The sequence below is a fragment of the Pararoseomonas sp. SCSIO 73927 genome (assembly GCF_037040815.1).
Lineage (GTDB): Bacteria > Pseudomonadota > Alphaproteobacteria > Acetobacterales > Acetobacteraceae > Roseomonas.
Window position 1 is genome coordinate 72,327 of record NZ_CP146233.1, and the last position, 19,902, is coordinate 92,228.

Here is a 19,902-nt window from a genome sequence, read left to right on the forward strand (position 1 = left end):
TGCACAATCGGCGGCGCAGTATCGCCCCGAGGAGACTTCCAATGCCGAAGTTCATGACACCCGTCGCGCTTGTCGGCGCTACCCTGACGCTCGCGGCCTGCTCCGCCGGGCAGGTGGCCTCGACGCCGCCCACCACCACGGCGCTGAGCGGCGTCGTCTGCCCGCCAGCCGGGACCGTTGCGGTGCGCGACGACGGCGTTCGCGTCCGCTACGCGGGCGCCGATCCGAACGATCCGGCCGTCTGCCTGGTCCGCACGCAGCAGGGAACCGCCCGGGCACTCGGCGGCCTCCTGACCACGCACCCCATGAACGAGGGCATCCGCCGCCAGGCGCTGGCGTCCCTGTTCCCGCTCGCACCGGGACGCTCGTCCACGGCGCGGTACCAGCTCGTCAACCAAGCCTTCCGGCCCGACATGCAGCCCGTCCCCTTCGAGGAGAGCTTCCGCGTCGTCGGCGAGACGGTCTTCCAGACGGAGAGCGAGGAGCGCCCGGCGTGGGCCGTGGAGGGCACGTTGAGGAGCATGCTGGACACCTCCTTCGTGTTGCACTCGACCTACACGATCGACAAGGAAACCGGGGCGATCCTGGCGCAGGCTGGCACGAGCAGGGCGGGAGCGGTGTATTCGGCCCGGCCGTGGCGCGTCACCGAGCTGACCCTGCCGACCCGCCGGTAGTCCGGCGTTCGATGGCCCGGCCGTCCGTGCCGGACGGTCGGGCCTGAGGGCGACACAGGTGGGCTCGTCTTCCACCCACACCAGCGATGTTGGTCCCGCATCCGAGCCAGGGGGGCCACAAGGGGGATCGACGCCACATGAGCGGAGAAAGGTCGAGCAGGTGGCGCATCGCGGCGGTCCTCCTGTCGTGCGTGCCCGCGCTGCTGGCGCCCGGTGGGAAGGCGGCAGCCGACACCGCATGGACCCGGCGCGCGGGCGCCTGGAGCGTGTCCCTCTACCTCGGGGAGCGCGGCGATGCCTGGTGCGGATGGACCACCATGTGGACGGACGCCACCGGCGGGCTGGGGCGCAGCCTCTCCCTCCAGATGCGGGGCGCCGAGGCCATCCTCTTCCTGTTCCTGGAGGGGGCTGGAACGAATGCCCTGAGCCCCAGGAGCGAGCTGGCGCTAAGCATCGACGGGCTCCGCGAGGTCGCCCTGGCCGACCTCGTGCGGTCGCTGCCAAATGGCTTCCTGATGGCGCGCGGCGTTCTCGCGGCCGATGCCGGGGAACGAGTGCGCCTTGTCGCCCGGCTCGCGGCGGCATCCTCCATCGAGTTGACCATGCCCGGCGGCGGAACCTGGCCCATCCCGGCGACGGGCCTGGCGCAGACCGCACCGGCCCTCGGCAGGTGCCTCGCCGAGATGGAAGCCCCTGGGCCGCCACGTTGACGCCGATGTAGGCCGGAAGGCGCAGGGTTCTCCGGCATTCGGGATTTACAAGCCGGAAACACGTCGGAAAAGAAAAGTAATCATCAAGACAAAAATCCAAATACACAAATAAAAACATTAGGATCCGCTGAAAAATTGGGCCTCTGGCGTTATCTTCTCGGCAGGGCGGAAAGAAGCCGTCAGCACCCACACGGAGAAGAGAAGATGTTCCGCAGCAAGAAGATGAAGGCGACGGGAACCCTGGCTCTCGCGGCCGCTATGTTCGCGCCGTTCGTCGCCACGACTGCCTCGGCCGAGGGATACTACCCGCAGCAGGTCTTCCAGACGCAGGTCATGTCGCGCAGCGACGTCCAGCCCCACACCCACGAGGACCACTACCGGCCGCGGCCGCAGGATCTCCCCTACGCAGGCATGCAGGGGGCGAAGCAGACCTTCCTCGAGCAGAGCGGCGCGACCGGCGGCGGCGGCCAGGGTCAGTGAGGCATCCCGGCGCGGCGGCCGGACGACCGCCGCACCACCGGGCCTCATCCAGCCCCTTGGACGCACGCGCTCAGCAGGAGACACCCCAATGAGGAACCACGCCCTCGCCCTTGCCCTCGGACTGGTGGCGCTGCCCGCGCTGGCCCAGTCCCCGGTGACGCAGGGTTCCGGGCCGCCCCAGGTCATGGTCCCGACCGCACCGCATCCCGGCCACCCGGCCGCCATGGTCCCGGACCAGGGGGCAGGCGTGCCGGGAGCCGCGGCCTCCCCGGCTGCCCCGCACGGCCCCGACCACAGCGGCGAAGGTCCGCCGAGCCCGCAGGCTGGCGTACCAGGCATCCAGGATCCCTCGCAGCAGAATTAGCGGCCGAGGCGCTGGACTCAGCGAGAGCCGGGCGCCGCGGGCATTTACAAAACTAAATATTCGAGCGGGGAACGGCGTCTCGGGATCCGGAGTTTACCGCGAACCGAGGCGTCGCACTGTGGAAGCCATGGATGCCAGGCGGTGACGGCGGGCTCGGGGCCAGTCAGGAAGGAGCGCGAGGATGCCGCAGGAACAGCCGGGCCCGCACCACGATCATCCCGGGCACAAGCCGGGCGACCTCGACCAGCACGGCCATCGCGACCAGGCGACGAAGGAGGTTCCCGGTCAGCACCATGACCATCCGGGGCACACGCCGGGCGATCTCGACCCGGAGGGCCACCGCGACAGGAGCGTCACGGAGACGCCCGGTCCCCACCACGACCACCCGGGCCACAAGCCCGGCGACCTGGACGAGCACGGACACCGCGACAAGAGCGCGCCGCCGCTGCCGTGAACGACAGGCGGGGCCATAGGGCGGCCCCGCCCCGCCGCCCGTCTACGCGGCCCTCAGTCCTGCCAGGAGCAGGCGCACGGGATGGGCGACTAGGTTCCCGATCTGGTCGCCCTCGTGCCCTGCCGACATAGTGCGCGGGGCGCGCCGGTCATGCCGACGCCCTCCGCGTCATCGGCGACAAGTTTTTCCTTGATGCTCCAGTGACTGGAGATTGTACCCACCCTTGCGGCGGCCCCGAGGCGGTGGGCCGACGTGGAGGTGCGAATGGGACAGGATCACGACCATGGGGTGGGCAACGCCAACTCCGCCGCGCTGACGAAGGCGCTCGCCCTGACCGGCACCTTCCTGCTGGCCGAGGTCGCGGGCGCCTACGTCTTCAACAGTCTCGCGCTCCTGTCCGACGCGGCCCACATGCTGACCGACGCGCTGGCCCTGGCCGTGGCGCTCGTCGCCATCCGCATCGGCCGCCGTCCCGCGGACAGGCGCCGGACCTGGGGCTACCACCGCTTCGAGATCCTCGCGACCGCCTTCAACGCCTCCCTGCTGTTCCTGGTGGCGATCTACATCCTCTACGAGGCGTACCAGCGCTTCCGCGAGCCCGCCGAGGTCGGCACCGTCGGCATGCTGGCCGTCGCCGCCTTCGGCCTGCTGGTGAACTGGATCTCCATGCGCCTGCTCGCGGGCGGCAGCGAGAGCAGCCTCAACGTGAAGGGCGCCTACCTGGAGGTCTGGAGCGACTTCCTGGGTTCGATCGCTGTCATCGTCGGCGCGGCGGTCATCTGGGCGACCGGCTGGACCTGGGTGGACCCGGTGCTCGGCATCGGCATCGCCCTATGGGTCCTTCCACGCACCTGGACCCTCCTGTCCGAGGCCATCGACGTGCTGCTGGAGAGCGTGCCTCGCGGCATCGATCTGGATGCCGTCGAGACCGCGATGCGGGACACGCCGGGGGTGCGAGACATCCACGATCTGCACGTCTGGTCCCTGACCAGCGGCAAGGTGGCCCTATCGGCCCACGTGGTGGTCGAGCCCTCCCTGGCCCGGGAGGACCGCCTGGAGGATGCCTTGGGCACCATGCTGGCCGGGCGGTTCGGCATCACCCACGCGACAGTCCAGGCCGAGCTGGCGGGCGCCCACGGGGGCACCACGACGGACAACTGGGGCGCCGCGGAAGCAGGGCACCGCCACTGACGGGTGACCCTGGCGGGCGTTTCCCCAGGGCGGCCCGCAAATTCTCCCTTGAACCTCCAGCCACTGGAGGTCCCATCTCAGAAGCCGTCAGCAGGAGGTCGCTAGATGGACGGCACACGGAACGGCAGCCAGGGGCAGTCCGTGTCCTGGCGCGTGGAGGGCATGGACTGCGCCTCCTGCGTGGCGAAGGTGGAGAAGGCGGTCACCCGCCTTCCAGGCGTCAAGGACGTCTCGGTGAACCTCATCGCGGAGCGTCTGACGGTCCGGCTGGAGCCAGGCGCGTCCAGCGCCACCACCATCGAGCAGTCGCTGGCAGGTCTCGGCTACACGGCTCGGCCGCTCCCGACGAACGATGTCGTGGCTCCTGCTGACGGTCACGCCCATGCCGCGGAGGAGCGTGACCATGCCGGGCATGACCAAGCGGACCACGATCACGGCGAACATGGCCACGGCGATACCTTCGGCCATTCACATGCCGACCACGAGAATCCGGCCGATGCCACGAAGCCCTGGTACGCCACGGGCAAGGCACGCCTGGTCTGGCTGCTCGGCGCCTTGGTCCTCGGCGCCTACGCCCTGTCGCTGGTTCTTCCCGCCCGGCTGACTTACCCGCTCTTCCTGGCCGCGACCCTCGTGGCCCTGGTTCCGTTCGGCCGCCGCGCCTTCGCCCTGGCCCGGGCCGGGACACCCTTCTCCATCGAGACCCTGATGGTGACCGCTGCGGCGGGCGCCGCCGTCATTGGGGCAGCCGAGGAGGCTGCCGTGGTCGTCCTGCTGTTCGCTCTGGGTGAGCTGCTGGAGAATGTGGCGGCCGGGCGGGCGCGGGCGGGCATCAAGGCCCTGGCCAACCTCATGCCTCGGACGGCGCGGCGCCTGCGGGCGGACGGCTCCACCGAGGAGGTGCCTTCCGACCAGCTCTCCGTCGGCGACCTCGTCCTGGTCCGCCCCGGCGACCGCGTGCCCTGCGATGGCACCATTGAGGAAGGCCGGTCCGCGCTCGACGAGAGCCCCGTCACCGGGGAGAGCATCCCCGTGTCCCGCGGCCCCGGCGAGGCGGTCGTGGCGGGCTCCATCAACGCCGACGGCGCCCTGCGGGTGCGCGTGACCCGAGCCGCTACCGACAACACCATCGCCCGCATCATCCGCATGGTGGAGGAGGCCACCGCCTCCCGTGCACCGACGCAGCGCTTCATCGAGCGCTTCTCCACCTGGTGGACGCCGGGCGCGATGCTCGTCTCAGCATTGGTCATCCTCGTCCCGCCCTTCCTGCTGGGCTGGGACTGGTGGACCAGCGTCTACCGCGGGCTGGCCGTCCTCCTGATCGCCTGCCCCTGCGCCCTGGTCATCTCGGTGCCAGCCGCCATGGCCTCCGGCCTGTCCGCCGGTGCCCGGCGCGGCCTGCTTATCAAGGGAGGTGCCGCCCTGGAGGAGATCGGCGCGGCGAAGACCGTGGCCTTCGACAAGACCGGCACGCTGACCGAGGGTCATCCCAAGGTGACGGACATCCTGCCCGCGCAGGGAACCTCCGAGTCCGACCTGCTGACCTTGGCGGCCGGGGTCGAGCAGGGGTCCTCGCACCCCCTGGCCAAGGCCGTCGTGGCCGCGGCGGAAGCGCGGGGCGTCGCGACGCCGCCCGTTTCCGACCAGGCTGCTGTGCCCGGGAAGGGGGTCACCGCCACGGTCGACGGCCGCAAGGTCAGCGTCGGCAGCCCGCGCCACGCCGCGGAGGCGGGCGCCCAACTCGGCGGACTGGCCGAGGCGGTCACCCGCTTGGAGAACGAGGGCAAGACGGCCGTCGTGATCCTGGCGGACGGCACCGTCGCGGGCGTCCTGGCGCTCCGTGACGAGCCTCGGGGCGACGCGGCCGAGGGCATCGCCGCCCTTTCGCGGATCGGCATCCGCTCCGTGATGCTGACGGGCGACAACGCCCGGACCGGGGCGGCCATCGCCAAGGGGCTGGGCCTGGACGTGAAGGCCGAGCTGCTGCCGGACGACAAGCTCCGCGAGATTGGAGCCCTCCGGTCGTCCGGCTCCGTGGCCATGGTGGGTGACGGCATCAACGACGCCCCGGCGCTGGCGGCAGCCTCGGTGGGCGTCGCCATGGGCGGCGGCACTGACGTGGCCCTGGAAACAGCGGATGCAGCGGTCCTGAAGGATCGCGTGACCGGCGTCTCCGAACTCGTCAGCCTGTCGCGGTCCACCATGGCCAACGTGAAAGCGAACGTCGCCATCGCCGTCGGGCTCAAGGCGGTCTTCCTCGTGACGACTCTGATGGGCGTGACCGGGCTGTGGCCCGCCATCATCGCGGACACCGGCGCCACGGTGCTGGTGACGCTGAATGCCCTGCGCCTCCTCGCCTGGAAGCCCTCGGCATGAGGGACATCAGCATGTCTGCAACAACGCGCATCCAACACGTCTACTTCGGCGGGGCAAGCGCCTCGATGATGCGGCACTCCGCCACGTTGCCGTGACGGCACTGCCCGATGAGGGAGGCCAGTTCTCGCTGCAGCGCCTGCAGGTCGGCGATCTTCCGGTCCACCTCGTCCAGGTGCTCGCGGGCGATGACGTCCACCGCGTCGCAGGAGCGCTCGCGGTCCTCGGCCAAGTCAAGCAGGGCGCGGATCTGTTCCAGCGAGAAGCCAAGGTCCCGGGCGCGCCGAATGAAGCTCAGGCGGCCGAGGTGCGGCTCGCCGTAGGTTCGATAGTTCCCCGCGCTGCGGGCGGGCACCGGGAGCAGGCCGACCCGCTCGTACCAGCGAATGGTCTCCACCTTCGTTCCGGTCACCCTAGCAAGGGCGCCGATGTTCAGGGGCTTTTCCACAACCATTCCCTTGACCCTGTAGTGGCTACAGGGTCCATGTAGGGAGCCTTCTGTCCGCGCGCCAACCGGCGGGCACATTCCTGGAAGGGAAGGCAAACGATGGCCAACAGCGAAACTACGGCGCCCGGGACGCGGGTGGACCTGCGCTACCGGGTCGACGGCATGGATTGCTCCAGCTGCGCTTTGAAGATCGAGGACGCGGTGGAGCACCTTGGCGGCACCGAGGACATCCAGGTCAACTACAAGACCGAGACCCTGGAGTTTCGGCTGGATGAGGCGACCACGCCGCGCTCGGCCGTCGAGGATATGATCCGCAAGCTCGGCTACGGCGTCGCGCCTCTGGCGTGACTGGCAAGGACTGGGTGGCGGCGATGGCTGACGGCGGAACGGCTCAACTGGCCCCTGGGTCCAGGTCGGCCCTGCGATACCACGTGGAGGGCATGGACTGCCCGTCCTGCGCCTCGAAAATCGAAACGGCGGTTGGCCGCTTCGGCGGGGCCGAAGACATCCGGGTCAACTACCACAGCCAGGTTCTGGCCTTCCGGCTGGACGAGGCGGCCACGCCGCGCTCGGCCGTCGAGGAGCAGATTCGCAAGCTCGGCTACGGCGTCGCCCCCGTCGAGGCGCCGCGGGTGGTCGCGGGCGAGCCTGGCGCCGCCGCCGACCTGGCGCTTGTTCGCCCACGCCAGCCATGGTGGAAGGGGAAAAAGGCGCGGCTCGCCGCAGCGATCGGCGCCCTCATGGTGGCCGGGTTTGCCGTCTCGCTCGCTGTCCCGGCCCTGGACCACTGGGTCTACCTGCCCGCCGCCCTGCTCGGCCTTGTCTACTTCGGCCGCAAGGCAATCGCCGCGGCACGCGCCGGGTCGCCCTTCAGCATCGAGATGCTGATGTCGATCGCGACCGTCGGCGCCATCGCCATCGGCGCGACCTCCGAGGCGGCCGTGGTGGTGTTCCTCTTCACCATTGGCGAGCTGCTCGAGAACGTCGCGGCCGGGCGTGCCCGCGCGGGCATCGAGGCGCTCGGCGCCCTGGTGCCGAGAACCGCGCTGCGCATCGAGAATGGCACGGCGCGGGAGGTGCCCGCTGCCAGCCTCAAGGTCGGCGACCTCGTCCTGATCCGCCCTGGAGACCGCGTCTCGGCCGACGGCGAGGTAGCCGAGGGCGAGTCCGAGGTGGACGAGAGCTCGGTGACCGGCGAGTCCGTCCCTGTCCCCAAGGCCGAGGGCGCCTCCGTCTTCGCGGGCAGCATCAACGCCTCCGGCGCGCTGCAGGTCCGCGTGACCCGGCCTGCCTCGGACAACACCATCGCCCGCATTATCCGCCTGGTGGAGGAGGCACAGGATGCCAAGGCGCCGACCGCCCGCTTCATCGAGCGGTTCTCGGCCGTCTACACGCCGATCGCGGTTGCTGTGGCGGCCCTGGTCGCCGCCGCGCCGTCGCTTTTCCTTGGTGCGGACTGGGGCACCTGGATCTACCGCGGCCTGGCGCTGCTGCTGGTCGCCTGCCCCTGCGCCCTCGTCCTCTCGACGCCTGCGGCCATCGCCTCCGGCCTCGCCGTCGGCACCCGGCGGGGTCTGCTGGTGAAGGGCGGCGGCGCCCTGGAGACCATCGGCCGGATCCGCGCCGTCGCCTTCGACAAGACCGGCACCCTGACCGAAGGGCGCCCGCGCGTGACCGACCTCCTCGCCCTCTCCGGCCCGGAGCGTACCATGCTCGGCCTCGCCGCCGCGGTGGAGAACGGCTCCAGCCACCCGCTCGGCCGCGCCATCCTGGAGCGGGCGGACGCCGATGGCATCCCACTGCGCCCCGCCAAGGATTCGCGGGCCATCCCGGGCAAGGCCGTTGAGGCGGTCGTGACCGGCAAGCGCGTGGCCGTCGGCTCGCCCTCTCATGCCGCCGGGCAGGCGCCGCTCCCGGCCGACGCGGCGCGGACGGTCGCCGAGTGGGAGAACCAAGGAAAGACGGTAGTCGTCGTCTCCGTGGACGGCACCCATACCGGCCTGATCGCGGTGCGCGACGAGCCCCGGCCGGACGCGGCCGCAGGCATCCGGGCGCTCGACGCCCTCGGCGTCGAGGCCGTCATGCTGACCGGCGACAACATCCGCACGGGTCAGGCCATCGCCGGGGCGCTCGGCCTCAAGGTGAAAGCGGGGCTGCTGCCGGAGGACAAGCTGCGGGAGATCGGCGCCCTCAAGGAAAAGGCGCCCGTGGCCATGGTCGGTGACGGCATCAACGACGCGCCCGCGCTCGCAGCTGCCTCAGTCGGCATTGCCATGGGCGGCGGGACCGACGTGGCCCTGGAGACGGCCGACGCGGCGCTGCTGAACAGCCGCGTCGTGGATGTGGCCGCCCTGGTCGGGCTGTCGCGCGCGACGCTCTCCAATATCCACCAGAACGTGGCCATCGCCCTCGGCTTGAAGGCGGTCTTCCTGGTGACGACGGTGGTCGGCATCACCGGCCTCTGGCCCGCCGTGCTGGCCGACACCGGCGCGACGGTGCTGGTAACCCTCAACGCCCTGCGCCTGCTCGGATACCGCTTCAAGAGCGTGGCGCATGGCTGAGGTCCTGCCTAGCGCGCGCCTCGCCTGGACCTGGGGCGCGGCGACGGCCGCGCTGGCCTTCGCGCTGGACCAAGCGACGAAGTGGTGGGTGCTGGCCCATCTCATGGATCCGCCCCGCGTCATCCCCATCACCCCGTTCTTCAACCTGGTGCTGGGATGGAACCGGGGCGTCAGCTTCGGTCTGCTGTCGGCGGACCACCCCGCGACGCCCTGGCTCCTGTCCTCCCTCGCGCTCGCCGTCGTCGTGGGCCTCGTCGTCTGGACGACGCGCGACCGGCGGCCGGGGATGGCGGCCTCGGTCGGGTTCATCGTCGGAGGCGCCCTGGGCAACGTCGTCGACCGGCTGCGGCACGGTGCCGTGACGGACTTCCTGGACTTCCACGTGGCTGGCTACCACTGGCCCGCCTTCAACCTCGCCGACACCGCGATCTTCGTCGGCGTCGCGCTCCTGCTCCTCGTCGGCGGGAGGCGCGACCCGGCGGGCGCGCCGACCTCCGCGGCGCGACCCTGAGGGCGGGACCGCCGTGAACCCGCTCCTCCAGATGTCCGGCCTCCTGACAGCCTTCCTGGCCGGGATGGTCTCGTTCCTCTCGCCCTGCGTGCTGCCGCTGGTGCCCGGCTACGTCTCCTACGTCGCCGGTCGCTCGGTCGCCGCCGAACGCGCGGCGCCCGGTCGCCTCGCCACGGTCGGCCTCGGCCTCTGCTTCGTTCTGGGCTTCGCGACCGTCTTCGTGGCGATGGGCGCGGGCGCCTCGGCGCTGAGCCAAGCCCTGCTGCGCTACCGCTACGAGGCCGGGATCGTGGGCGGCGTGGTGGTCATCCTGTTCGGCCTCATGACCGCGGGCGTCCTGCGGCTGATGCCGCTGCAACGCGACCTCCGCTTCATGCCGACCCTCAGCGGCGGCACGCCGCTCTCCGCCTATGTGCTCGGGCTGGCCTTCGCCTTTGGCTGGACGCCCTGCATCGGGCCGGTGCTCGGCGCCATCCTGGCGCTGACCGCCACCAGCGAGATCAGCCACCTCGGCATCGTGCTCCTGGCCACCTACGCAGCTGGGCTGGGCGTGCCCTTCCTGCTGGTCGCCGCCTTCGCGGACGCCTTCCTGCGCGGCCCGTTCCGCGGGCTGCGGCGCCTCGGCCGTGTTCTTCAGATCGTAGCGGGTGGCGTCATGGTAGTGATGGGGGCGGCCATGATCACGGGCCACCTGACCGACTTCGCCATCCTGATGCTTGAGCTCTTCCCGGGGCTCGGACGCATAGGATGAGCGACGACGACGATCTGCCCCGGGACCTTGGCCACATCACGCCCGCCTATCGCCGGGCGCTCTGGATCGTCGTGGGCCTCAACGTCGGCTACGGCCTTGTGGAGATGGTCGGCGGCTTCGTCTCCGGCAGCCAGGCGTTGAAGGCGGACGCTCTCGACTTCCTTGGCGACGGCCTGATCAGCTTCCTCGGCCTGCTGGCCATCGGCTGGAGCCTCGCTTGGCGCGCCCGGTCAGCCCTCATCCAGGGACTGTTCCTCGCGGCGCTCGGCTTGGGCGTGCTCGCCACCACTGGCTACCGAGTGCTGGTGCTGAACCAGCCCGAGGCCGAACTGATGGGCCTCTTCGGCACCGTCGCGCTGGTGGTCAACGTCGCCTCCGCGGCGGTGCTCATCCCGCACCGGGAGGGTGACGCCAATGTCCGGGCTGTCTGGCTATTCAGCCGCAACGACGCTATCGGGAACCTCGCCGTAGTGGTCGCGGCGGGCCTTGTCTGGTGGACCGGAACTGCTTGGCCGGATCTCGCCGTGGCCGTCGTCATCGCCGGGCTTTTCCTGCAATCGGCATGGTCGATCGTCCGTGATGCCAGGACGGATCTGCGAAAGACGAACCAGCCGCAAGGTCCTGTCGCGTGAAGGGTTGGATAGGACAGGCGGGCAGGGCAAAAGATTGCCATTCGGTAATCTATGTGCGATATGCGAGTAATTCTCAGTTAGGTTCCCTCGCCAGCATCTCGCTCTACTGTCCCCCGTCCCCGCCTCGGAGAATCGTAGCCCTGGGAGCTCCAGGGCATGACGCAGCATCCAGCGCCGCCTCGTCCGAGCAACGACCTCTTCGACCTCCCCCAAGACCAGCAGGACCTCACAGCATGCGACGCTTCCGGACGCATCCCCGCGAAGCAACCCTCGGCATCCTCGCCGCTAGTTCGCTGATGCTCGCCGCGGGAGGGGTGCTGGCGCAGTCCCCGTTCACCGCAGTCGACACGGCAGCCGAGGCGCAGGTCCGCTTCGCCGCCGTGGAGCATGGCAGGCCCATCCTGCCCGGCAGTGAGGTGGCGGTGTCTGGCCAGGGCTTCCGTCCCGGGCAGAAGGTCACGCTGCTCTACGGCACCACGACCCTGCCCGTTGGAACGTTGGAAGCCGACCGGGAGGGCAAGGTCACGGCCCGCATCACGGTTCCCGCCGATGCCGTCGTGGGCAGCCACCCCATCGTGGTGGTCGCCCAAGGGCCGTACAGCGTGACGCTTGCCTCGCTGAAAATCTCGCCCAACATCCCACTCTCTGGTGAGGGTGCCTACGAGACCCGCGAGGCCCGGGTGGCCCGCGGCCTGTACCAGTCCACCTACAGCGCTCGGAACAACGCGCTGTTCGTAACCTCGGCGGTCGGCCGCCCGCCAGTACGACAGTCCGAGCTGCTACGGCTGAACCCGGACACGCTCGAGGTGGTCGCGCGGATCACGCCGCAGGCCGCACCGGCGCGGCAGGGGGGAGGCGAGGCGGGTGTCCTCGCCGTGTACGGCGTCGGCGTCGACGACGCCAACGACACGGTGTGGGTCACCAACACCCGCCAGGACACTGTGGCGGTGTACCGCCAGTCCGACTTATCGCTGGTGAAACAATTCGCGCCCGGCACGGTGAGCCACGCGCGCGATGTGCTAATCGACCCGGAGCTGAACAAGGCTTTCGCCAGCGCCATGCTCGCGCCGGAGGTCGTCGTGTTCGACACGCGCTCTCTGGAGTTGGCCGCCCGCATCGCGATCACGTCCGGTGTCCGCGGCGCCACCTTCTCGGCGGCCAGTCTATCCTTGGATGCCGTGGCGCACCGGCTGTACGTCGTCAGCCAGACCACCAACGAGGTGGCGGTCGTCGACACCCGCACTAACGCGGTGGTGAAGGTGCTGCCCGTGCCCGGAGCGCGCAGCGCCATCGGGGTCTCGCACGACCCGCGGACCGGGCGCATCTACGTTGCCTCGCAGGGCAGTGACAACCTGGTGGTCCTGGACGGGGAGAGCGGCAAGGTGCTGGCCGACGTGCCCGTAGGCGCCGGGGCGCTGAACGTGGCCTTCGATCCCGAGCGGCGTCATGGCTACGTGTCCAGCCGCGGGGCGGGCACCATCACCGTGGTGGACGCGGACGGAAAGATCCTGGCCAACCTTGGCCCGACGCCAATGGCCAACCACGTCCTGGTGGGGCCACGCGGGACCGTGTTCTCCGTCGACAAGTCGGCTGGCATGCAGGAAGGGACCAATGACACCATCATGCGCGTCCAGCCGCGCTAATCTGTTCGGACCGCAGCCGCCGACCCTATCCGCCCGAACGGTTTCGGGCCAACTGGACAGACGCTCGGACATGCTGTCCCGAGGTGCACAGATGGCTTGACTTAGCTGTGCCCTTCGTCATCGCCGGGCTGTTCCTGCAATCGACGTGGTCAATCATCCGCGATGCTTGGTCCGACTTGCGTGAGGCAACCGATGACTGAGAGCGTTCAGACAGAGCTGCCTCTGGGGCAGAGCACCGGGCCATCCGGACCGGACGCCAAGGTAAGAGTCGCCGCCTGCACGACTCCTGTTCGCATTGCCGACCCGGAGGTGAATGCGAACACCCTGCTGATGACCGCGCGTACCTGCGACGCTGGATCGGTGTCCCTAGTCGCCTTCCCGGAGCTGGCGCTGACCGGATACTCCATTGACGACCTCTTTCTTCAGGACGTTGTGCTAGACGCTGCGGAGGCCGCCCTGAGGCGTATTGTGGAGGCTTCCGTCCATATCCATCCTGTCATGATACTAGGAGCACCCCTGCGCCACGCGGGGCGCGTCTACAACACAGCAGTGGTGGTCCATGGCGGGCGGGTGGCCGGGGTGGTGCCGAAGGTTCACCTGCCAAACTACCGCGAGTTCTATGAACATCGTTACTTCGCGTCCGGGCATGGTACAGCAGGCAGCGTGATCCGCCTGGGTGGGCAGCATGTGCCATTTGGTCCCGACCTCCTCTTTGTGGTCGAGGACCGCCCAGGGCTCGTGTTCCACGCCGAGATTTGCGAGGATATGTGGGTTCCGATTCAACCGAGCGCCATTGCGGCGCTGGCTGGTGCGACTGTCCTGGTGAACCTGTCCGCTAGCAACATCACCGTCGGGAAAGCCGACACCCGGCGAATGCTGTGCCAAGCTCAGTCGGCCAGGTGCACAGCGGCCTATCTGTACACGGCATCTGGCGAGGGTGAATCGACAACCGACCTCGCGTGGGATGGTCAGACCTCAATCTATGAGAACGGGGTCCTTCTCGCAGAGACCTCCCGGTTCAAGCCCGGAGCCCGGATAGCTGTCGCGGATATAAACGTCAGCCTCTTGACCCGTACCCGCGGCTGTTCGAGCGTCTTCGCGCAGTGTCGGATGAACCACAAAGCCCAGGTGGTCTGCTTCCGCCATGTTGCACTGCACCTCGAGGCCGACAACCTCGGCACTGCCCAGCAAATCTCTGCCAATTCCGGCCCAACTGGCCCCTCCACCCCGCATCCTTAGGCACGATAAACCTTTATTACCGTGCCTTCGTTGGACGGAGCGGCTGATTGCCACCAGCGAGCCGGTCCTGGCACACTGACGCCTGCTGGAACGCCGGGCGCGGGAGCGCCGGTCGGCCGGCTGAAGAGGGCAGGGGGCTTGGGGCGGTGATCGCAGTAGGGGCACGGAGCCGGGCGAAGACCGGGGTTCCCCGGTGTCAGAGGATGAGGGCCGGCCGGTGACGCCGCCCGACGGCACCGGGCCCAAGTCACTTCCGCCGGCCGTGCGGCGCCTGGTGCAGGAGGCGCTGCCGCCCGAGGCGCTGGCCGTGCTCTCCGGCCCGGTCGGCGAGGCGGTGGCGGCGGCCGCGGGCTATGCCGGGCGGGCGCTCTCCAACAGCACCCGCCGCGCCTGACGTGCCCCCGTAGAAGCAGTCCGCCGGTTATGTGAACTGGCGGCTGTCTTGAGGAGGCTGGGGATGGGTCGGAAGAGGACGCACACGGCTGAGGAGATTGTAGCCAAGCTGCGGCAGGTCGAGGTGTTGAGTTTCGCTGAGAACTGGCTCTTCCGCAGATTTGGTGCAGGTGGCTCTCACGCGGCGAGCACGCGTTGGCGGAGGAGGGCGATGTTCGCGCGGCCGTACATGGAACGCTTGATGAGCTTGAGCTTGGTAATCTTGCCCTCGACAGGCCCCGTGCTCCAGGGCGTGGACAGCGCCGCCTCGACGGCGGCGCGATCCCTCCGGAGGCTCCGTGCAAACCCGGCGAGCGGGCCGACACGCGCGTCGTCCAGCCATTTCGGCAGAGCGGCAAGGTCGCGCTCCCGGACCATGGCCGCGAACCGGCGGGCGAGATCAGCCCCGACGCCGATCTCGCTCTCCCGGATCGTGGCGACGAACATCGCGTCGTGTTCGGGCAGGACCGCGTTCGACAACAGCATACGCGTCACCCCGCGTGCGCTGGGAGGTCGCCAGACCGGCTTGCGCCCGCGACACGTCGGCGCGCCCCCACCCTGGAGCCGCGCTATACCGGCCCTCACGACGCCAGCCTTGCCCTGGAAGCCCTTCTCCCGGATCTCGTTCCAGAGCCTTGTGACGTTGCGGTGTCCCTCGGCCAGGCGGGCCTGGAGGTAGGGCATGAACGGGTCGACGATGCTCGGCCGCTCATCCTTGAGCCAGGCCGGTGGCCTGCCGGTCGCCAGCCAGCCGCGCACGGTGTTGCGGGCGAGGCCCGTCTCGCGCGCGATGGTGCGCAGGCCCTGACCTGCGGCGGCCAGTCGCGCAACCTCGGCGAAGCGCGCGTCTCGGTCGGCCTGCCGTGCCCTCCGGTACTGCTCCAGCCGGGTTGGCGGTCGGGGCGGCGGAGGCGGCACCTGTACTGCGGCGTGCCCGGCGACCGTCTGAGCCGCGTCGCGGAGGCGACGGCGGTTGCGGTCGACGACGAGCTGCAGGGCATCGGTGAGGTTCCGGAGCAGATGCCAGCGGTCCGCGACCTGCACGGCATCCGGTGCGCCACGCCGGGCGCCCTCGGCGTAGGCCCCGGCGCGGTCGCGGGCGATCACCTCGACGCCGGGGTGGTCCCTCAGCCATGCCGCGAGCGTCGCCGCCTCACGGTCCGGCAGGAGGTCGACCACGCGCCGCTCCTCGAGGTCGACCAGCACCGTGCCGTAGCTCTGGCCCCGTCGCCACGCCCAGTCGTCGACGCCGAGGACGCGGGGGGTCTGGCTGGCCCGTGGTGGGCGGCTCGTGACCAGGCGTAGCAGCGTGTCGCCACTCGCGGGCATGGCCAGCCGCTCGGCGAGGCGAGCGCCGGGCTGCCCGCCGAGGGCGAGACCGATCGCGTGTTGCAGGTCGCCGAGGCGCGCCGTCCGCCGCGCCCAGGGCTGTGCCACCTCGGGCAGGCGCTCGGCGAAGATCCGACGGGAGCAGCCCTCCACCGCGCACCGGAAGCGCCGTGCGCGGACCCGCACCTCGACCCGACGACCCTGCCAGGGCAGGTCGGCCAAGCAGCGGACGTAGTGGCTGTGGACCCGTCCCGTCCGACCATCGCAGGTCGGACATCGGGCCTGAGTCGCCCTTGGCTGGGTCATGATGACGACGCGGTCGGGCTCGGGCAGCACCTGCGACACGGACAGGCCTGCCGGGATCAGGGGCAGGAGGCGACGGGACACTTCATCTCAGGAACGATGGGGGTGTTCCCAGGATGTGCTCACTTTCCCCCACCTCCACCACCACCTGCACCAAATCTGCGAAAGAGCCTGAGAACTGACCCGGCGTTTTCATCGAGAACTGACCCGTGCAGGGATATGTCCCGCGGGCTCTGGTCGCGGGTCAAGCGGGTGTTTTGGCTCTCCTGTTCCTGGGCTCGGCCGAGCTGCTCCTGAACCGGAAACTGTCGTTGCCGGTCTCGAGGATGTGGCAGTGGTGCGTGAGCCGGACGAGCAGGGCCGTGGTCATCTTGGCGTCGCCGAATACGCCGCCCCACTCGCTGAAACTGAGGTTGGTGGTGTGGAGTACCGCGACCGCCGCATCTCCGTGCCGTTTGGAGAGCAGGAGCGCCAGGAGATCACCGCGCTGCTCGCGCAGATGGAGGGCGAGCGCAACGCGCACCGAAGCCACCAGTAGGCGGCACGGTGCTGGGGCTGCGGGTTCCGGACGCAGTGCAGCGAGGCGCTAGCCTGAAGCTACCGTTGCGGGTTAGCCGAGGCGCGAGGTGCCGAGCGCAGCCATGAAGAGCAGGCAGGCATTCACCGACGGCAGCACCCAGCTGAGCGCGGCCGAGAAGAAGGCTTGATGGGGGATCTCCTGCCAGGGAATGGCAGCTAGGTTGCCTGCTGCGCCGGCGCTGAGGTATGCGACCACCAACGCGACGGCCATTGTCACCGCCGGCCTTTCCACCTTGGAGAGATGGCGAATCACGCGCGTCACGACGATGATCATGGCAACCGCTCCCGCGAAGTGGGTGATCTCGGCCGCCGTGAAGAACTCCTGCCCGTTGGCCATGGCGTCAGGTCTCCACACGGTGCGCAGCGAGCGCTTGCTGCCGGAACGCAGCACGAGATTCGGTTTCTGGTGCCTCGCGTTCGGGAGCTAGCAGTTCTGCCACCTCGGCGTTCGCAGGATCGATGAGCAGCACGCCGACATGGTGGATCGCCGCTTGCCGCAAACTGTCGAGGATGGCTTGCCCGGGCACTTCGCTATCGGAGGGCAGAACCAGCCAGACCGTGTGGCTGAGCGTCGAATATGCAAGCAGCTGCTGGGCAAGGTTCATCTGATGGCGCTGCGAGAGCGCGGACTTGACCTCGATGATGCTCGTCGCCCCGCTCGTCGGATCGATCAGCAGGATGTCGGGGCGAAAGAGTGGCGTGCGCGGCTCGACGAGGACCCGCGTGTCTGCGCTGTAACCCATGGTGGGCAGGAGAGCCGGCAGGGCGCGCAGCACGGTTTGCTCGAACCACATGCGCTCGGCCTTCGCGGGTGTGGCCGACGCAGCGCCTTCCTGCTTCCGCGGCGCGTGCGCCGGCAACTCGCCGGACATCAGCTGACCAAGGCGTTGTTCGATCTGGGACCACTCGTTCCCTGTTTCGCGGCGGAATGCCTCGATCGCCGAGAGCGGACGGCTCCAGGCGGCCTCAAGATCGACGCCCGGAAAGCGGTCCGCCACGTCGTGGAGGAACCGCGCTGCGGAGCCGCAGCGGGAGAGATAGGTGACGGAGCGCCCGCCGAGCGCGGCGAGCCGGTCGATCCAGGCGGTCGGCGAGGGAAACCCCTGCTCGCGCCAGACTTCAGCCGCCAAGGCTTCGTGGAGCGGCTGGGCGATCGTGGGCCAGCGGCCCTGCTCACGGATCAGCGCGACAAGGCGGCTGGTGGCGTAATGGGCATTGGGGGACGTGGTCATCATGCGGGCCCGTCGTGGAACTATCTCCACAAGCGGTATGTAGAGATAGTTCCATCACACTGCAAGGGAAACCGGATGCTCTCAACGTTCTATCCGATAAAGGACGTTATCGGATGCGGTCGGTCGCGACTAGTCGGTTCGACCAGTCGCCATTGACTTAGATTCCGCGAGCGTATAGACTGGTTGATATGACTGGTTGGAACGGAACAGATATGCGCGAGGTCCAGGCGTCGGAGGCGAAGACGCACTTGCCTCGGCTGCTCGACGAGGTCGAGCGCGGCGAGACGATCGTCATCACACGCCATGGCCGCCCCATTGCCCGCATCGTGCCGGAGGTCAGCCGTCGTCAGGCAGAGATTGCCAAGGCCGTTGAAGATTTGCGCTCGCTGCGCGCGTCCATCGCGGCGCGGGGTGAAGCACTCTCGTGGGACGAGCTGAAAGCCTTCCGCGATGAAGGCCGCCGGTGACGCGCTGCGTGCTCGATAGCTCGGTGGCGCTGGCCTGGGTGCTGCCCGGCGAAGGCACCGATGCCACCGAGGCCCTTTTGGACGAAATCGCGGCCGGTGGTGCGGCCGCACCGGGGCTGTGGCCGCTGGAGACCGCCAATGTGCTTCTCTACGCTGAGAAGGCGCGCCGCATTACCCAGGACGAGCGGCGACGCTCGCTCACCACGCTTGCAGCACTGCCCATCCACATCGATCCCGACACGGCAGCGCAGGCTTGGAGCCGCACCCTGAGCCTGGCCGAAGCACAGGGCTTGACCATTTACGACGCGAGCTATCTGGAACTGGCGCTGCGCCTGGCTCTGCCGCTGGCCTCCTTGGACAAGAAGCTGCGCCAGGCGACGGCGGCGAGCGGCGTAGAGCTGCTCGGGGAGGCGGCATGAACGAGGTGATCACCCCTACCCGTCACCTTCCTGCCCTGCCCTATGGCGAGCTGGTGGTGCCGTCACTGGTCGCCGATCAGGGCGAGCGTGCCGCCAAGCGCTTTCTCGAGTTCTTCGTGGCGGAAATCCGCAACCCGAACACCCGGCGCGCCTATGCGCGGGCCTGTACCGACTTCCTGCACTGGTGCGAGGCGCGCGGGCTGAGCCTGCCCGGCATCGAGCCCGCCCATGTGGCGGCCTATATCGAACAGCTGCGGCAAACCGGCCTGCCGCGCAAGCCGGGTGGCGCGCCGGCACCCCTGTCGCCGCCCAGCGTCAAGCAGCAGCTCGCCGCCATCCGCATGCTCTTCGACTGGCTCGTCGTCGGCCAGATCGTACCGCACAATCCCGCCTCCTCGGTGCGGGGGCCAAAGCATGTCGTCGCGCGCGGCAAGACACCGGTGCTGCCGCGCGAGGACGCCAAGGCGATGCTTGATGCGATCGAGACCGACACGCTGATCGGCCTGCGCGACCGCGCGCTGATTGCCACCCTGCTCTATACCTTCGCCCGCATCGAGGCGGCGCTGCGCATGAACGTCGGCGACTATTTTTCGCTCGGCAAGCGCGGGCGGGTCCGTCTGCACGAGAAAGGCGGCAAGGTGCATGAGATGCCGGTGCATCATGCGCTCGAAGAGATGCTTGATGCCTATATCGCTGCCGCCGGCATCGAGGGAGACAAGAAGGCGCCGCTGTTTCGCACGGCACCCGGTCGCCGCGGCGACCGTCTGACGGCCACCCGCCTGCAGGCTCGGGAAGCCTACGGGATGATCCGCCGCCGGTCACTCGCCGCAGGGATCGATGCCCCGATCGGCTGCCACAGCTGGCGGGCCATCGGCATCACCAACTACCTCGAGAACGGCGGCACGCTGGAGCACGCCCAGCAGATGGCGGCGCATTCCAGTCCCCGCACGACCAAGCTCTATGACCGCACGAAGGACGAGGTGACCTTGAACGAGGTCGAGCGTATCCGCCTGTAAACTTGGAAAATTGTTTCTGCCCTGCATGTGCAGGGCATGTGCCTTGCGGTGACCCAGGGCAGTCGATCGTCCGTAACTGCAAGCGGCTGGACTT

The 19,902-nt window shown here is 69.1% G+C and carries 22 protein-coding genes and 1 pseudogene; 18 read left to right on the top strand and 5 right to left on the bottom strand.

Annotation, left to right across the window (positions count from 1 at the left end; genetic code table 11):
* Positions 1-41: 41 nt before the first annotated feature.
* The 7 genes from VQH23_RS26250 (at position 42) to VQH23_RS26280 (ending at position 6,249) form a co-directional block, all read left to right on the top strand.
* On the top strand, positions 42-674 hold the full coding sequence (locus tag VQH23_RS26250) for a hypothetical protein (RefSeq protein ID WP_184521080.1): 633 nt from the start codon (positions 42-44) through the stop codon (positions 672-674).
* 137 nt (positions 675-811) lie between these two features.
* Entirely contained in the window at positions 812-1,384 is a 573-nt protein-coding gene (locus tag VQH23_RS26255; RefSeq protein ID WP_075822297.1) for a hypothetical protein, read from the top strand.
* A gap of 204 nt (positions 1,385-1,588) precedes the next feature.
* Positions 1,589-1,864 (top strand): hypothetical protein, encoded by a 276-nt coding sequence (locus tag VQH23_RS26260; RefSeq protein WP_338666182.1) that lies wholly within the window; start codon positions 1,589-1,591, stop codon positions 1,862-1,864.
* Between the two features lie 88 nt (positions 1,865-1,952).
* Complete coding sequence (locus tag VQH23_RS26265) at positions 1,953-2,228, top strand: hypothetical protein (protein WP_075822299.1); 276 nt, start codon at positions 1,953-1,955, stop codon at positions 2,226-2,228.
* Positions 2,229-2,409: 181 nt separating this feature from the next.
* On the top strand, positions 2,410-2,682 hold the full coding sequence (locus VQH23_RS26270; protein WP_171979073.1) for a hypothetical protein: 273 nt from the start codon (positions 2,410-2,412) through the stop codon (positions 2,680-2,682).
* Positions 2,683-2,946: 264 nt separating this feature from the next.
* Positions 2,947-3,873, top strand: coding sequence for a cation diffusion facilitator family transporter (locus tag VQH23_RS26275; RefSeq protein WP_338666183.1), 927 nt, complete (start codon positions 2,947-2,949; stop codon positions 3,871-3,873).
* Positions 3,874-3,978: 105 nt separating this feature from the next.
* Positions 3,979-6,249, top strand: coding sequence for a heavy metal translocating P-type ATPase (locus tag VQH23_RS26280; RefSeq protein WP_338666184.1), 2,271 nt, complete (start codon positions 3,979-3,981; stop codon positions 6,247-6,249).
* A 40-nt stretch (positions 6,250-6,289) separates the two neighbouring features.
* Here the strand turns inward: VQH23_RS26280 and VQH23_RS26285 are convergent, their stop codons facing one another.
* Positions 6,290-6,700 carry a helix-turn-helix domain-containing protein gene (locus VQH23_RS26285; RefSeq protein WP_073140505.1) on the bottom strand — a complete coding sequence of 137 codons (411 nt, stop codon included), beginning with the start codon at positions 6,698-6,700 and terminating at the stop codon, positions 6,290-6,292.
* Positions 6,701-6,793: 93 nt separating this feature from the next.
* On the opposite strand from VQH23_RS26285, the gene VQH23_RS26290 reads away from it, so the two are divergent.
* The 8 genes from VQH23_RS26290 to VQH23_RS26330 all read left to right on the top strand — a co-directional run bounded on the left by VQH23_RS26290 (position 6,794) and on the right by VQH23_RS26330 (position 14,425).
* On the top strand, positions 6,794-7,042 hold the full coding sequence (locus VQH23_RS26290; RefSeq protein WP_083755472.1) for a heavy metal-associated domain-containing protein: 249 nt from the start codon (positions 6,794-6,796) through the stop codon (positions 7,040-7,042).
* 92 nt (positions 7,043-7,134) lie between these two features.
* Positions 7,135-9,255 (top strand): heavy metal translocating P-type ATPase, encoded by a 2,121-nt coding sequence (locus VQH23_RS26295; protein ID WP_408904357.1) that lies wholly within the window; start codon positions 7,135-7,137, stop codon positions 9,253-9,255.
* Positions 9,248-9,766: a signal peptidase II gene (gene lspA, locus VQH23_RS26300; protein WP_338666186.1), complete on the top strand. Its 519-nt coding sequence runs from the start codon at positions 9,248-9,250 to the stop codon at positions 9,764-9,766. The genes VQH23_RS26295 and lspA overlap by 8 nt, the downstream gene beginning before the upstream one ends.
* Before the next feature lie 31 nt (positions 9,767-9,797).
* The gene (locus VQH23_RS26305; RefSeq protein WP_099781013.1) at positions 9,798-10,517 is read left to right on the top strand and encodes a cytochrome c biogenesis CcdA family protein; all 720 of its coding nucleotides are present in this window, start codon (positions 9,798-9,800) and stop codon (positions 10,515-10,517) included.
* The gene (locus VQH23_RS26310) at positions 10,514-11,149 is read left to right on the top strand and encodes a cation diffusion facilitator family transporter (RefSeq protein WP_338666187.1); all 636 of its coding nucleotides are present in this window, start codon (positions 10,514-10,516) and stop codon (positions 11,147-11,149) included. The genes VQH23_RS26305 and VQH23_RS26310 overlap by 4 nt, the downstream gene beginning before the upstream one ends.
* A 233-nt stretch (positions 11,150-11,382) precedes the next feature.
* A complete protein-coding gene (locus tag VQH23_RS26315) occupies positions 11,383-12,792 on the top strand; it encodes a hypothetical protein (RefSeq protein WP_338666188.1) in 1,410 nt (469 codons plus the stop codon).
* A 192-nt stretch (positions 12,793-12,984) separates the two neighbouring features.
* A complete protein-coding gene (locus VQH23_RS26325) occupies positions 12,985-14,031 on the top strand; it encodes a nitrilase-related carbon-nitrogen hydrolase (RefSeq protein WP_338666189.1) in 1,047 nt (348 codons plus the stop codon).
* Between the two features lie 217 nt (positions 14,032-14,248).
* On the top strand, positions 14,249-14,425 hold the full coding sequence (locus VQH23_RS26330; RefSeq protein ID WP_338666190.1) for a hypothetical protein: 177 nt from the start codon (positions 14,249-14,251) through the stop codon (positions 14,423-14,425).
* Positions 14,426-14,601: 176 nt separating this feature from the next.
* On the opposite strand, the gene VQH23_RS26335 is transcribed toward VQH23_RS26330, so the two are convergent.
* The 4 genes and pseudogenes from VQH23_RS26335 to VQH23_RS26350 form a co-directional block, all read right to left on the bottom strand.
* Positions 14,602-16,098 (bottom strand): ISL3 family transposase, encoded by a 1,497-nt coding sequence (locus VQH23_RS26335; RefSeq protein WP_338666247.1) that lies wholly within the window; start codon positions 16,096-16,098, stop codon positions 14,602-14,604.
* Positions 16,099-16,339: 241 nt separating this feature from the next.
* Positions 16,340-16,579: pseudogene (locus VQH23_RS26340) on the bottom strand (ATP-binding protein); the annotation flags it as partial.
* Positions 16,580-16,705: 126 nt separating this feature from the next.
* The gene (locus tag VQH23_RS26345) at positions 16,706-17,011 is read right to left on the bottom strand and encodes a hypothetical protein (RefSeq protein WP_338666191.1); all 306 of its coding nucleotides are present in this window, start codon (positions 17,009-17,011) and stop codon (positions 16,706-16,708) included.
* A gap of 4 nt (positions 17,012-17,015) precedes the next feature.
* The gene (locus VQH23_RS26350; RefSeq protein ID WP_338666192.1) at positions 17,016-17,909 is read right to left on the bottom strand and encodes a hypothetical protein; all 894 of its coding nucleotides are present in this window, start codon (positions 17,907-17,909) and stop codon (positions 17,016-17,018) included.
* 209 nt (positions 17,910-18,118) lie between these two features.
* On the opposite strand from VQH23_RS26350, the gene VQH23_RS26355 reads away from it, so the two are divergent.
* The 3 genes from VQH23_RS26355 to VQH23_RS26365 are packed head-to-tail and all read left to right on the top strand — an operon-like array spanning position 18,119 to position 19,808.
* Positions 18,119-18,373 (top strand): type II toxin-antitoxin system prevent-host-death family antitoxin, encoded by a 255-nt coding sequence (locus VQH23_RS26355; RefSeq protein ID WP_338666193.1) that lies wholly within the window; start codon positions 18,119-18,121, stop codon positions 18,371-18,373.
* On the top strand, positions 18,370-18,792 hold the full coding sequence (locus VQH23_RS26360; RefSeq protein WP_338666194.1) for a type II toxin-antitoxin system VapC family toxin: 423 nt from the start codon (positions 18,370-18,372) through the stop codon (positions 18,790-18,792). The genes VQH23_RS26355 and VQH23_RS26360 overlap by 4 nt, the downstream gene beginning before the upstream one ends.
* A complete protein-coding gene (locus tag VQH23_RS26365; protein ID WP_338666195.1) occupies positions 18,789-19,808 on the top strand; it encodes a tyrosine-type recombinase/integrase in 1,020 nt (339 codons plus the stop codon). The genes VQH23_RS26360 and VQH23_RS26365 overlap by 4 nt, the downstream gene beginning before the upstream one ends.
* Positions 19,809-19,902 lie beyond the last annotated feature (94 nt).

Coding starts and splice junctions, on each gene's coding strand:
- VQH23_RS26250 (WP_184521080.1), top strand. CDS start 42: ATGCCGAAGTTCATGACACCCGTCGCGCTTGTCGGCGCTACCCTGACG.
- VQH23_RS26255 (WP_075822297.1), top strand. CDS start 812: ATGAGCGGAGAAAGGTCGAGCAGGTGGCGCATCGCGGCGGTCCTCCTG.
- VQH23_RS26260 (WP_338666182.1), top strand. CDS start 1,589: ATGTTCCGCAGCAAGAAGATGAAGGCGACGGGAACCCTGGCTCTCGCG.
- VQH23_RS26265 (WP_075822299.1), top strand. CDS start 1,953: ATGAGGAACCACGCCCTCGCCCTTGCCCTCGGACTGGTGGCGCTGCCC.
- VQH23_RS26270 (WP_171979073.1), top strand. CDS start 2,410: ATGCCGCAGGAACAGCCGGGCCCGCACCACGATCATCCCGGGCACAAG.
- VQH23_RS26275 (WP_338666183.1), top strand. CDS start 2,947: ATGGGACAGGATCACGACCATGGGGTGGGCAACGCCAACTCCGCCGCG.
- VQH23_RS26280 (WP_338666184.1), top strand. CDS start 3,979: ATGGACGGCACACGGAACGGCAGCCAGGGGCAGTCCGTGTCCTGGCGC.
- VQH23_RS26285 (WP_073140505.1), bottom strand. CDS start 6,700: ATGGTTGTGGAAAAGCCCCTGAACATCGGCGCCCTTGCTAGGGTGACC.
- VQH23_RS26290 (WP_083755472.1), top strand. CDS start 6,794: ATGGCCAACAGCGAAACTACGGCGCCCGGGACGCGGGTGGACCTGCGC.
- VQH23_RS26295 (WP_408904357.1), top strand. CDS start 7,135: ATGGACTGCCCGTCCTGCGCCTCGAAAATCGAAACGGCGGTTGGCCGC.
- lspA (WP_338666186.1), top strand. CDS start 9,248: ATGGCTGAGGTCCTGCCTAGCGCGCGCCTCGCCTGGACCTGGGGCGCG.
- VQH23_RS26305 (WP_099781013.1), top strand. CDS start 9,798: ATGTCCGGCCTCCTGACAGCCTTCCTGGCCGGGATGGTCTCGTTCCTC.
- VQH23_RS26310 (WP_338666187.1), top strand. CDS start 10,514: ATGAGCGACGACGACGATCTGCCCCGGGACCTTGGCCACATCACGCCC.
- VQH23_RS26315 (WP_338666188.1), top strand. CDS start 11,383: ATGCGACGCTTCCGGACGCATCCCCGCGAAGCAACCCTCGGCATCCTC.
- VQH23_RS26325 (WP_338666189.1), top strand. CDS start 12,985: ATGACTGAGAGCGTTCAGACAGAGCTGCCTCTGGGGCAGAGCACCGGG.
- VQH23_RS26335 (WP_338666247.1), bottom strand. CDS start 16,098: ATGACCCAGCCAAGGGCGACTCAGGCCCGATGTCCGACCTGCGATGGT.
- VQH23_RS26345 (WP_338666191.1), bottom strand. CDS start 17,011: ATGGCCAACGGGCAGGAGTTCTTCACGGCGGCCGAGATCACCCACTTC.
- VQH23_RS26350 (WP_338666192.1), bottom strand. CDS start 17,909: ATGATGACCACGTCCCCCAATGCCCATTACGCCACCAGCCGCCTTGTC.
- VQH23_RS26355 (WP_338666193.1), top strand. CDS start 18,119: ATGCGCGAGGTCCAGGCGTCGGAGGCGAAGACGCACTTGCCTCGGCTG.
- VQH23_RS26365 (WP_338666195.1), top strand. CDS start 18,789: ATGAACGAGGTGATCACCCCTACCCGTCACCTTCCTGCCCTGCCCTAT.